13 protein-coding genes are annotated in these 12728 nt (G+C 49.8%); all 13 read right to left on the reverse strand.

Annotated features, from left to right (window positions below; all coding sequences use genetic code 11):
- The coding region (locus tag CPT76_RS11040) for an NAD(P)/FAD-dependent oxidoreductase (RefSeq protein WP_146116293.1) at window positions 1-418 on the reverse strand (418 nt) is incomplete at its 3' end.
- A gap of 22 nt (window positions 419-440) precedes the next feature.
- Entirely contained in the window at window positions 441-1511 is a 1071-nt protein-coding gene (locus CPT76_RS11045) for a M24 family metallopeptidase (RefSeq protein ID WP_105442955.1), read from the reverse strand.
- Window positions 1512-1638: 127 nt separating this feature from the next.
- Window positions 1639-2469: a carbohydrate ABC transporter permease gene (locus tag CPT76_RS11050; RefSeq protein WP_105442956.1), complete on the reverse strand. Its 831-nt coding sequence runs from the start codon at window positions 2467-2469 to the stop codon at window positions 1639-1641.
- Window positions 2470-2474: 5 nt separating this feature from the next.
- Window positions 2475-3365: a carbohydrate ABC transporter permease gene (locus tag CPT76_RS11055; protein WP_076165527.1), complete on the reverse strand. Its 891-nt coding sequence runs from the start codon at window positions 3363-3365 to the stop codon at window positions 2475-2477.
- Window positions 3366-3404: 39 nt separating this feature from the next.
- Window positions 3405-4610, reverse strand: coding sequence for an ABC transporter substrate-binding protein (locus tag CPT76_RS11060; RefSeq protein ID WP_258168622.1), 1206 nt, complete (start codon window positions 4608-4610; stop codon window positions 3405-3407).
- A 23-nt stretch (window positions 4611-4633) separates the two neighbouring features.
- Window positions 4634-4783, reverse strand: coding sequence for a hypothetical protein (locus CPT76_RS37250; RefSeq protein WP_181152795.1), 150 nt, complete (start codon window positions 4781-4783; stop codon window positions 4634-4636).
- Window positions 4784-4894: 111 nt separating this feature from the next.
- The gene (locus CPT76_RS11065; protein ID WP_105442958.1) at window positions 4895-6685 is read right to left on the reverse strand and encodes a cache domain-containing sensor histidine kinase; all 1791 of its coding nucleotides are present in this window, start codon (window positions 6683-6685) and stop codon (window positions 4895-4897) included.
- A gap of 32 nt (window positions 6686-6717) precedes the next feature.
- Window positions 6718-8241 (reverse strand): response regulator transcription factor, encoded by a 1524-nt coding sequence (locus CPT76_RS11070; protein WP_105442959.1) that lies wholly within the window; start codon window positions 8239-8241, stop codon window positions 6718-6720.
- Window positions 8242-8401: 160 nt separating this feature from the next.
- The gene (locus CPT76_RS11075; protein ID WP_105442960.1) at window positions 8402-8947 is read right to left on the reverse strand and encodes a helix-turn-helix domain-containing protein; all 546 of its coding nucleotides are present in this window, start codon (window positions 8945-8947) and stop codon (window positions 8402-8404) included.
- Window positions 8948-9535: 588 nt separating this feature from the next.
- Window positions 9536-10090, reverse strand: a complete 555-nt coding sequence (locus CPT76_RS11080) for a VanZ family protein (RefSeq protein ID WP_105442961.1) — start codon at window positions 10088-10090, stop codon at window positions 9536-9538.
- Between the two features lie 257 nt (window positions 10091-10347).
- Window positions 10348-11205, reverse strand: coding sequence for an SDR family oxidoreductase (locus CPT76_RS11085; RefSeq protein ID WP_105442962.1), 858 nt, complete (start codon window positions 11203-11205; stop codon window positions 10348-10350).
- A 171-nt stretch (window positions 11206-11376) separates the two neighbouring features.
- Window positions 11377-11550 (reverse strand): GMC oxidoreductase, encoded by a 174-nt coding sequence (locus tag CPT76_RS11090; protein ID WP_146116219.1) that lies wholly within the window; start codon window positions 11548-11550, stop codon window positions 11377-11379.
- 31 nt (window positions 11551-11581) lie between these two features.
- Window positions 11582-12295, reverse strand: a complete 714-nt coding sequence (locus tag CPT76_RS37255) for a gluconate 2-dehydrogenase subunit 3 family protein (protein ID WP_181152796.1) — start codon at window positions 12293-12295, stop codon at window positions 11582-11584.
- Window positions 12296-12728: the final 433 nt, after the last annotated feature.

Consider the following 12728-nt stretch of genomic DNA (forward strand, 5'->3'; position numbering starts at 1 on the left):
ATCCGCCTGGCAGGTCTTCGGCCATGTAAGGCCATTCGTCCCTTAAATCCTTCTGATCAAGCATGCGGAAGGGCAGGCCGGCTTCACGCTGGCGTGCGACCCAGGATTCGGCAGCGATCATCTCTTCGTCCGACTCACAGACCAGAATGCTTCCGGGAGCCCGGTATTCGAACTCCTCATCGAGATCCCGTACCCACTCCTTGACCAATTCCTGCGACTTCAGCGACATTTGGCTGTCGAAGCCCGGATCCTTGTCGATGGCGAGGATGTTGCCGTCGCATTTGGAAGAGGTACCGCCGGCGATTTCCCCCTGTTCCAAGACGAGAACGTCCATGCCGGCTTTCGCGGTATAGTAGGCAATGGACATGCCGATGATCCCTCCCCCGATGATGACGACTTCTGCGGTTTCATCACGCATGGATGCAATCACTTCTTTCGTTTTATAGGACAATCAGCTCTTTGTTTGATTTCGTCAGCACTTCGATCCCGGTGTCCGTCACGAGAATGTCATCCTCAATGCGGACGCCTCCAAAGTCGGGCAAATAGATACCGGGTTCAACGGTCAAAACCATGCCGGGCTCCAGCCGATCCTCCGTCTTTTCGGAAAAGCGCATCAGTTCATGGATCTCCAGGCCAAACGCATGACCGAGCCCATGTCCGAAATACTCCCCATACCCATAGCCGGCAATGCACTCTCTAGCCAAAGCATCCCCTTCCTTTCCGGTCATCCCCGGCTTTAAGCCTTCCAAGGTCTTTCGATTGGCTTCAAGCACAATCCGGTAAATCTCCTGATGCCGCTCCGTCGGATCACCAATAAAAACCGTCCGCGTCAGATCGGAACAATATCCATCGTAGTTCGCTCCGAAATCGAGCGTCACAAATTCGTTCATTCCCAGCGGCTTTGAACTGGCCAGGCCATGCGGCAGCGCCGAACGGACGCCGGATGCTACGATCGCCGGGTATGCGGACGAAACAGCGCCGTTTTTGCGCATAAAGTATTCAAGCTCCGTTGCAACGTCCAATTCGGTAACGCCCGGCTTCATGAAGCCCAGAATGTGCTCAAAGGCCAAGTCTGTAATTTCGATCGCCTTTCGAATGTGCTCCTGCTCCCGCTTATCTTTGATTCCACGCAGCTTTTCCACAATATTTTGCGTCGGGATCAGTTCAAAGCCCTGAAAGGTTTCAATATAGGTTTGATATGACTCGTAAGTGAGATGATTTTGCTCAAACCCGAGCTTCCGCACCCCTGCAGTACCCAGCTTCTCCCGGATCATTTCGAGCGGCTGGCCCGTATGCTGTTCAACCTGGTATTCTTTGGCCTGTTCCGCCGCTTGACGGGTGTAACGAAAGTCGGTGATCAGCCATGCACGATTCTTCGTTATAGCGACAAAGCCGGCTGTGCCCGTAAATCCGGTCATATATCTGCGGTTATACGGGCTGGAAATCAAAATTCCATCGATACCTTGAAGCTCAAGCTCTTCCCTTACCTTGGTGAGGCGCTGTGCTTCCATGTTAGGTTCACGCTCCTTATTCATCCTCGCAGCAGCAAAAGATGCTATGGTTTCTTCATAATCAATCTAATGTAACAAGATTCAACCCTGTTGAATGACGGCTGCAAAAATCTGCAAATTTACTTCCTTATCCCTTCATGCCAGTCAGCGTAATCCCCTCGATAAAATACCGCTGGCCGATGAAAAACACGATAATGACCGGCAGGATGACCACGGTGGAGGCTGCCATAAGCAGATGCCACTGCGCGCTGTGAAGCGACTGGAACATTTGGAGCCCAAGCGCCAGCGTAAACTTGCTTTCTTCGTTCAAGTACACGAGCGGTCCCATGAAATCGTTCCACGAATTCATGAACGAGAATAAGCCGATGACAATCAAAGGCGGTTTGGATAAAGGAATGATGATCCGCCAGAAAATTGTCCAGGGGCCAGCCCCATCCACATAAGCCGCTTCATCGAGATCTCTCGGGATACCGGCATAAAACTGCCGCAGCAAAAAGATGTCGAATGCGGAACCAAACCAAACAGGCAATATCAATGGCACGTAAGTGTTAATCAGGTCTGCAAGCCTCCAGCCGATAAAAGTAGGGATCAGCGTGACCGCGCCGGGAAGCATCATGCTGGCAAGCAGCAATCCAAAGAAAAACTTCTTCCCCGGCCAGTCAAGCCTTGCGTAGCTGTATGCCCCGAGCGAGCTGCTGATGAGCGCTCCGATCAGGCAGCTGGCGGTGATGGTCAAGGTGTTCCGAAAAAAACGGAGAAAATCGATGGTCGTCAGCGCCTCCGTATAGTTTTGAAACCGGAACGGCGAGGGAATCCATTTGGGCGGCATCTCGAATATCTGCATGGACGACATCATGGAGCTGCGTACTAACCAGAACAATGGCAGCAAACAGAATACACTCCCCAGGATGAGAATGGCGTATACGATGATCTGCGAGACCCGGCGGCTTTTCCTCATGGGCGCTACACCTCACTTTCATAAAATACCCAGGACTTGGATGTCCGGAAAAAGATCGCCGTGACGATCAGGATGATGATAAAGAGGATCCAGGCGATGGCTGAGGCCTGCCCCATTTCGCCGAACTGAAAAGCCTGACGGTAAATGTAGTAGTTGTAGAACAAGCTGGCGTTATTCGGTCCTCCCTGCGTCATAATCAAGGCTTCCGTGAACACTTGGAAAGCCCCGATCGACCCCATGATCAGGTTGAAGAAAATGATCGGCGTCATCATCGGAATGGTGATATGGCGGAATTTCCGGACCGCACCAGCACCATCTACGATGGCGGCTTCATACAAGGATCTGGGTACACCCTGGAGTCCTGCCAGGAAAATAATGATCGTGCTTCCCATCCCCCACAGGCTCATGATCACAATGGAAGGAACCACCGTATTTTCAGAGTACAACCAATTTAAGGTGGGCAGATTCAGCGCTTCGAGGAAGCTGTTGAACAGTCCGAGGTCCGGGCTGAACAGCCAGATCCAGATCATCGAGGACGCGACGGCCGGCACGATCGCCGGCAAATAGAAGATCGTGCGGAAGACCGATTTGCCGCGGATAAATTCCATATTCAGCAGGAAAGCGGCGATAAATGAGACGATCAGTCCGAGCGGAACGCGGAGAATAACGTATTTAAAGGTCACCCACAGCGAATTGTAAAAATAGGGATCCGTTCCGTCGAAAAGCCTCTTATAATTCGTAAACCCGATGAATTTGGGCGTATTCACGATCCGGTAATCCGTAAAGCTGAGCAACAAGCTGGTGAGCATGGGCAGAACGACAAACAGCATAATCCCAAAGATGCTGGGCAGGGCGAAGAGAATGCCCGCCACGGCGATACGGCGTTTGTGCAGCATGGGAATCCCTCCTTTCTGGATCGGTTCGTTCGGACGGGGTTATTTGCCGTAATAGCCTTCAATCAACGGCTGTACTTTAGGTTCGATCTCTTTCAGTGCTTCCTCCGCTGACTTCTTGCCGGTCCATACCAAGTCAAGGGCAGGGGTCACCAGCGCATTGATTTTATCCAGGTTCTTCACTTCAAAGCCCGGGGTCCGTATGCCGTTTTCAATCGTCTGTTTCATGTAAGCATCTGTGTATCCCTCCGGGTGAGCCTTGTTCCCCGACGCCCATTTATTGATGAGGTCCGGATTCGTATACCACTCTTTCTTGAGCGGCATCCACAAGCCGCCTTCGATCAGCGGCAGCACCGATTCCGGATCCGCCATGTACTTATACAGCATCCATGCCTCTTTCGGATGCTTGGTCGATTTGAAAATGACCGTCGGCGCGCCGTCCAGAAGCGTGTTGCTCTTCATTAATTTAGGCAGGACACCGACCCCAAGATTGAAATCCTGTTCTGCAAAAGCCTGGAGCGCCCAGTTGCCAGATACGGTCATGGCGACCTTCTTGGTCTGGAGCGCCATGTCAGGAAGGCTCTTGGTCTGCAGTGGCGTCGGCGATACGTGGTGCACATACATCAAGTCCGCCAGCTTTTGAATCGCATCGATCGCCTCCGGCTTTGCCAGCCCGAATCCTTTTCCGTCTTCCGTCAGGAAATTACCGCCGTTCGAGACCACCGCTGCCATCATGTTGTACGGGTCGTATTGGAGGCCGAACTGCTTGATCTTATTCGGATTAAAATTAGGGTCGAGCGCGTTTCGTCCCTGATCGTCCAGGGTCAGCTTCTTTGCGTACTCAATGAACGTGTCCCAGTCCCATGCCTTATCTGCCTGCGTGGGAGGAAGCTCGACACCCGCCTCAAGGAGCATATCCTTGTTGTACATGAGTCCGTATCCTTCTACAGCCGTACTCATGCCGATCGTGTTGCCCGGTTCGATTTCATACCATACTTGATCCAGGTAATCTTCCTTCTTGAATTCCTTGTCCTCCTCGATCAGCGGAGCCAGGTTCAGCAGCTTCCCGTCTTTCCCCCAGCTTAGTGCCGCTCCGGATGATAAATATCCGAGGTCTGGTGCGACATTGCCTGCGACCATCGTCGTCAGCTTGGTTAGGTAATCAGCAGGAATATGCATGGGCTCCACTTGAATGCCGGTCTTTTGCTCAAAGCTTTTGAGCGCATCCGTGACCGTTTTCTTTTCGATCGTGTCTCCCCAGAAAGCAAACTTTAGGGTGACTTTTTCTTCCCCTTTGCCCCCTTCCTTGCTCCCTCCTTCACTTTGGGCTGATCCTCCGCTGCCGGAACAACCTGAAAGGGAACGGTTACAGCGAGTAGAGCGGGTAAAGCAACTCCAGCGAGAAATTTGGAAATTCTCATTCTTTTACCCTCCAATCACATGGAATTGATGTTTGTAAATTCATTGTAAAAAAGCGGAGGTTCAAAAAAATTCGAACATTTTTGGAATGGTGGACAATTTTTATGTGTTGCTCATACTGGCAATTTAATAATGACGGTCGTTCCCCTGCCTTCTTCAGAGGTTACGGTCACACCGTAGGAATCACCGTAGATGAGTTTGATTCGCTGATCAACGTTGCGGATGCCAATAGAGCGGCTCTCTTCCCGTGTCAAACCAGCCAATTTGTGATGCGGGATGCCGATTCCGTTATCCTCCACCATGAAAATTCGCTCATCCCCAATAAGCCGCCCCCGGATCACAATCTGTCCACCGCTGTGCAGGCGGGCGAAGCCATGAACGATGGCGTTCTCAACAAAGGGCTGCAGGAACAGCTTTGGGACCTTGTAGGAATACAGCTCAGGCGAGATGTCATAGGTTACCGTGAATTTGCCTTCAAACCGCTGCTCGGTAATCGAAAAATAATGCTTCAACCAATTCAGGTCCTCCTCCAGATCGCCGATGTCCTGATTGCTTGCAGAAGTATACTGCAGCATGGAAGACAGGCTGACGATCATGGCGCTCAATTCGTTTTGCTCGTTTTCGAGTGCCGTCCAATTCATGATGTTGAGCGTGTTATACAGAAAATGCGGATTCAGCTGAATGTTCAGGGACATAATTTGGGTTTCTTTTTCTCTCAGCTTTACCTTATAGTTTTCTTCGATCAGGTTGTTGATTTTAACATTCATTTGATTGTACTTGTGGATGAGCAGCCCCATCTCGTTATAGGATTTGACCGGGATGCGGGTATCGAATTCCCCTTCTCCCGTTTTTTTGATCGCTCGAAGCAGCTGTTGAATGGGCTTGGTGATGGAGTTGGCCAGAAAAAATGCCAAGAGAAGCGAGACCAGCAGAAGGATCAGCGTCAAATAGAACGTGTACGACTTCACCTCTGGCAAAAAGGCGCTGCCGAGCGCCTCCGGCGAGATCGTGACACCGGAAATCCAGCCGGTCACATCGGAAGTATCGAAGCATACGATGAGCGGCTTACCGTTTCTTGTGATCGTGAGAGTGCCGCTTTTCATCTCCGCCATTCTTTTCAATGAGGTTTCATCCATCGTGGAATCCTTTTCCTGCGAATCGGCTATCCTCTGACCGTCCCGGCTCATGATAAAAAAAGAAGCCCCGGTAGATGGGAGCACGCTGGCGAAGCGGGAACGGAAATAATCGGGCTGATAGGTGATGACCAGCACGGGAAGCTCGGCTGCACCCTGCAGCTCGATCACCTCCCCGTTATTGATCCGAAACAATTTCAGCAATCGGACGCCGGCCAGAAGCTGAACGTTCTCGGAGGGCACGGGAGACCCGGCATCCCGATGAAACATGTCACCAAACGAAAACGTCGGGACCCAAGCCATTCCCCCATCCGCTTGTACGGCAGCCTGATACAGGGCTGTTTGGTTAAACCCTTCATAAGGGATAAAGGCGGTAGCACCGGTAGGCCCGATGTCTGAATAGCTGGTGATTAAGTGGATGGAGTACATGTGCTTCAAGTCTGGAAAATATGTATTCAGCGCCCGGCTTACCTTTTTCTCCATCGTGATCATTTGGTATTCGTCTTTCGGATCCGCAGTGAGGTATTGTTCGTACAGAACCTGCTCCGCGATCAAAGCGAGGCTGCTGTCTTCGACCCTGGCGAGCTCGGCGTCCATAATTTCGTTGTTCTGCTTCACAATGGAGTACAAATTCTGTCTGGCAAAGTCGGAAATAAACCCGCTGCTCGACACAAAATATCTATAGCTAAGTATCGTTAGGGGAATCGTTACGATGAGGGCATAGGACAACATCAGTTTCGTTCGATAGCTCAGATCCTGAAATCGCGGCATCAATCGGCGGCTTCTCAATGAACATCCCTTCCTTATATGCGGGTAGCGGATAAATGGCGGTATTCATCCGGGCTTGTGCCGTACTCCTTGCGAAACAGACGGATAAAATATTTCACGTCCCTGTAGCCCACGTTCTCGGCCACTTGATAAACTTTCTGGGAGGTTTGCAGCAGCTGGCTGGCCGCCGCCCTCATTCGGATGTGGGTGATGTATTGGTGGATGGTCATACGGGTGTGGTTTTTAAACAGAATACAAAAATACGAAGGGTTAAAATGAAACTTCACGGCCAGTGTGCTCAGGGACAAATCCTCCTCACCATAGTTGGCTTCAATATAGGCTTTGCAGCTGTCAACCACGGTCTCACTTTTACACTGTCTACGTTGGTCTATATGTTCCGCCATCTCTAGAACCCACTGGAGAGCTGTCTTCCGTAATTCGTCCATGCGGCTGCAGCGCATCAGTGCTCCATCAAAAGCGGCATTGGGGAGATGAGAAAGTCCCTTTTCGCTCAAAATTGAAGTGACATGGTGAATCGAGGCGGCGACGGAATACTTCAACCTGGAGGGATCGGGATATCCCTGGGCCAATGTACGCTCCAGTTCTGTCTTCAGACACGAATGAATGTCATCCTTTTTGCCGGATAGAATCGCTTTGGCCAGTTTGCCTGCATCCAAATGGATGATCGCGGACGGGTCTTTAGGGCTCTGTTGGTCAGACTTATACAATTTTCCCGGCCCGTCGTAAAATAAGCTTTGAAGTGCAAAGCGCGCCTGCTGATTAGAAGAATGTACTCCTTGCCCCCACTCCGTAAAATACTTGCCTAAGCCAAATGTTAGTTCCCGACCATGGTCATTCCGAAAATGATCGATCAGTTCCTGCAGTTGCGCTTCAAGCGCATAGGTAACGTCAAAAGATACATCGGCGCTAAGGATCACCCCCGTCAACCATTGATCCGTAACGTAAAAAACATGGGCAAGACCGGCTTCTTCCATGATGTGGTCAAGCATGCGTTTAAGCTGGGACAGCATCCGCTTCCGGTCCGCACCGCTTGTGTGGATCACGGCACCCAGCGAGATTCCGCGTCTCCAGCCTGAAAAGGACCTCTGCAGCAAAGTGATGTCTGTTTCGGCAGGACTTCCCTCGAGCAGTTCGGACAAAGCCGATTCGATGGTCGCCTCACGCAGGGCTCCCGCCTTATGTTCGGCTTTCTGAAGGAGAGGCGTAACCTTCTGAGCTTCCACTGGCTTGAGCAGGTAATCGCTTGCCCCAAGCTGCAGCGCTCGCTGTGCATAGGCGAAATCCGAGTAGGCGCTCAAAATCACCACGCTTTCGCTCCCCCCACGGCGGGTCAAACGTTCCACGAATTCAAGGCCGTCCATGATCGGCATCTGGATATCGGTAAATACCAGATCGATCGGATGGGTCTCCATCCTTTCCAGCGCTTCCGCACCATCCCTGGCATTAAAGATGTGATACTCCGGCCTCAGATTTTTCAGCATCCGCGACAACCCTTGTCTGTGCTTCGGCTCGTCGTCAACGACTAAGACGTTCAGCATATCCAATCCCCCCCTGCGTATGAATGGTATAAAAAAATGCCCATCCGGGTTTCAAGTAAATTGAAGGTTATGGCGCTGCCAACCGTTTACAAGAATCCTGTATGAGCATGTTACAACAAGGACAGAAATCCACTTACCGAGCATTGTCGGTTAGACGGACTCAAGCTTTGGAATCCGAACAGAAAACCGACAAGTACTTTACTTCATCCGTGATGGGCGTATATTTATGATTTTCGTAGGAGTCGAAATACAGGCTGTCGCCGGCATGCAGTGTATAAGCTTCCTGGCCGACATAATAAATCATGGTCCCTTCGAGCACATAAATGAATTCCTGCCCGACATGGGAGACCGTTCGCTTCTCCGTTTTCCCTTTCTTCGCTACAAAATAAAAAGGCTGCATCAGCTTCTCGGGCCGCTCGGCCGCGATGGCCGAAAACGAATATCCTTTCTCCGACGTGACCATCTTATCAAGGGTCCCCGTCATTGTGGTATACACCGTCCCGTTTTGGTCGTTGTCATCAAGCAAAATAGATATTTTAGTTCCAAGCGCCTCGGCGATTTTGATCAGCGTGCCGATGGGCGGCACCGTTTTTCCGTTTTCGATTTTGGACAGCAGGCTTTTGGTAAAGCCGCAGGCATGGGCGATTTCGTCCAGGGTCCGATTTTGGTCCTTGCGAATTTTTCGGATCTTACTCCCCAATTCCATCACATTGATCTCCTAAATAGAATGAAATTCAACTTAGTTTAATAAAATGAAACAATATTTAATGACGATTGTCAATAAAATTTTCCAATGTATTCAGGCATTTTTGCCGTGTGCGGAAGGACGGAAAACCACCAATTACAGCAAAAAAACAGGGAATATCCTAATTTAGGACACTCCCTGTTCTATATAATTAATCAGATTAATGATTTATATTATTAAACATAAATGACTTCTATTTCGCACATCAGCAAGCACTAATTCCAGAAATACTTCATTTCCCTGTAACCGAGATCCCACAATCTCGCATTCCCCTCAATGGTGATCGTAAGTTTATTCGCTTTCTCAATTTGGAATTTCGTACGTTTCAGCAGCTCCCTNTTGATAGGTTGGTGCTTCTGTCAGCAGGAGCTGCTGCCCATCGACCGAAATCGCAAGCGTTCCCCCCAGCTTACCCGTTGCTCCATACTTGAAGCAGAGGATGATATCTCTTCCACAAACTGAACACATTGTACTGAGGCAGCACCTGTTCGCCGCCCAACTCAAAACGATATGGTGCTGTGTGTTGAACTGTATTTCCACTGGCGTCCTTCACTTCGTTGATTGCAACGAACGGTCCTTCTTTTTTGTCAGCGCCGTTTCGATAACTTCGCAGCAGCCCCATACGACAGCGAAAATGAACAATGCAGAAAATCCGGAAATCACAAGCTGCTTCATCATCGTTTTTGCGTTTGATCCTAATTTGTAAGCCGCGTATCCGATGGAAGCACCTATTGAATTTTGAATCGCGTCGTTGATATCGCCGCTGCCCAGATAAGTAAGCATCTGTACCGTTTCGACCACCATGATGGACAAAAAGAACAAAGTAATAAATCGAACGTAGCGCATGGGAAACAACATCGGAATCAAAAAGCCAAAAGGAATAAATGCAGCGAAGTTGCCAAAACCAAACAGAGCCATTAAGGAAAATCGAAACAAATCAGGCAAATCCGGTACATGATAAAAATCAAGGGGCGTAAAAATAAATTCGTACTCTGTAATCTGGTGCGATGCCCCGATTCTGCCAAACGCAAAAAACATAAAATACAAAATGAGGACTGTATAAAGGATGGTGATGATCAGGATAACCTTGCGAATCTTTGCCATAAATTCTGCTCCCTATCGCGAAATGAGTGGATATCTCATGCAAGTTTATCCCAAGATTCATACTTCTCCTAGGGTTCTTTCTTACACCAAACTTACGCGGTTGTCATGTAAGGGGAACTATCGGACGCAACAAAAGAAGAGCATCAGGTGAACCCTCACCTTTTGCCCTTCTTCTTCTACTTATTTACTGAGCGTTACCTAGGACCCAGCAGTCTTTATGGACATGTGTACCTCAATCGGCTGTCTACTAGTTTGACTTAGGCATGCAAAACTTTTGTAACAAGTTCTTTGAGCGTCGTCTGATGTCCGATCAATTGATGTAAATCGCCGGTCGTTTTCTCCATAGTTCCTTCTGCAACAGTGTTATAGATAAAGGCCGTCGTTTGAGCTAAAGATTCCGATAAGCCTGCTTGAACAAGCATAGCCTTCTCTTCGTCGAAAGAAACCTTTTGATGGATGATGTGCTTACCTGAAACTTCGGAGAGAACTTCCGCCAACTCATCGAAACTCCATGGACGATCGGAAACCAGCGTGTATTGCTTGTTATCGTGTCCTTCCCCGGTCAGTACCGTCGCGGCAGCAAGTGCCAGATCGCTGCGGCTGACCGCATTCACTCTCCCTGTGCCCGTGTTGGTGACGATCGCCCCGCGTTCTACATTTGCTTGAAGGTGGGCATTGATGAAAAACTCCGCATATCCGCCATTTCGCAAAAAGGTATATGGAATACGGGTCGCGCGGATGGCATATTCGGTGGCCATATGAACGAGTGCAAACGGATTTTCCTCGGCAAAAGCAAAGCTAGTGTAGGCAATATGCCTGATCCCCGCATCTCTGGCGGCTTTGATTACATTGGCATGCTGAACGATCCGCAGTGGATCATCGGTATCCGGACTGGATACAAATAGCAGTTTGGTCCCGCCTTCAAAGGCTGCGCGAAGCGTTCCCGGATCGTTGTAATCGCCTTGGCGGACTTCCAGCCCTGCCTCCGTTAGCGAAGCAGCTTTATCCAGTTTTCGAACGACTGCAATGATCTGGCTTCCCGGAATCTTTTTCAGTAAATGGCCTATGACGAGCCCGCCTAAGTTTCCCGTGGCTCCTGTGATAACCAGCTTCATCCGATGTGCTTCCTTTCAGAAAGGTAGTGTGCGTGAGGTATCATTTCGATTCCACATACATTCATCCTACCACAATCAAATGGTAATAAAAGGTTATAACCGAACTTTCCTCACGACAATTGATGGAGGGTTATCTCACTAACATTCTGGTATTTACTGCTGATAACCGTTTTAGCCATGCTTCACGATGTTTTCCGAAGTCCGGAATGACAAGGCTAGAATCGTCAGTACCGGGTTCACTCCCCCGTTGGTTACATGCACGGATCCGTCGCTCACCCACAGGTTGTCGTAACCGTGTACGCGTCCCGTCGGATCGGTGACCGAAGTGGCGGGATTATCCCCCATCCGAAGCGTGCCTGCCTGATGCTGTCCGCCACTAAGCCCGGTTGAACGTACGCGGACTGCCCTCCAGATCAGGCCCGGTGTTGTGGCCGAATTTGCTCAGCCGGTGGTTGCGCAAATGGTCCCGGCCTACCTGGTCATACCGAAGCCAACGGCCGCGTTCGATGACGAGAACGCGCATACCCGACTCAGCCAGCACCGCCGCCGCTACCGATCCGCCCGCTCCGGCTCCGATAACGACGGCATCGTAGCGGTCTTGTAGCTGATCGAGTGTTCGTAAAGGTAAATCGGCTTCGACTGGCGGTCCCTGTTCGCCGGATACCGGACCCGGCCGAAAACCGATCATTTCCCATGATTTACCCCCGCGATTCCCGCCGGATTCAGGATTTCCATAGTAGCCTTCGACGACAAGCTCCAACAATGCGTTGAAGAACATTGCGGACGAAACAGGCCAATCGCGGACGCGGTCATGCTGGACATCCTGCAGCAATCCATCCTGTTGTTCCTCGGACAGTTCTGAAAATGCGTGCCCATACCGGGCCAACCCTTCCGACTCGAGTGCGCGGAGGCCGGGTTCGATCAGCTTGTTCCAAGCTGAAGGATCCTCATTTGCCCTACGTTCCATATAGACTAGTGCGCCTCCGCTGGCCGCAGACGGCCACTCATTTTCCGGAATAAATCGGTTAGAAACCGCTTCCAATATAGAATGCCACTCGACTAACCGGGGGGTTTGATCGTTCTGATTCATTTTCTGCCACCTTTCTTCTCGTTCGAATTGTCACTTTTTGGTTTTTCGATACATTCGTAGACTAAAACTGTTCTTCATGCAAAATTGCCGGTTCACCGTAACCGTTCTCACTCTAAGAGATGCATCTAGTATTCTCTTTATTCGTCTCTAAACCCTGCTTGCAGCCATGGTCATTCTGCAAATATACCTAATCATCCATTAAAGATTTTGATTTGACTATATCCAAGTTAAATCATATATTTAATTATATTTAATTAGTAAGTACGTAAGTTTAAGTAAGCAGAAACGACAACACTGCAGATATTCAGTTGAAAAGGAGAGAAATCGTATATGAGTAACGTTCAATCCATCGTCAATGAAATTTTGCCGGAGGTGCAAGGACAGCGCAAATCCGAATACCCGGTAAGCCCTCTATTTCTAAACCGTTGGTCTA

This window comes from Paenibacillus sp. AR247, assembly GCF_002968895.1.
GTDB classification, from domain to species: Bacteria; Bacillota; Bacilli; order Paenibacillales; family Paenibacillaceae; genus Paenibacillus_AQ; species Paenibacillus_AQ favisporus.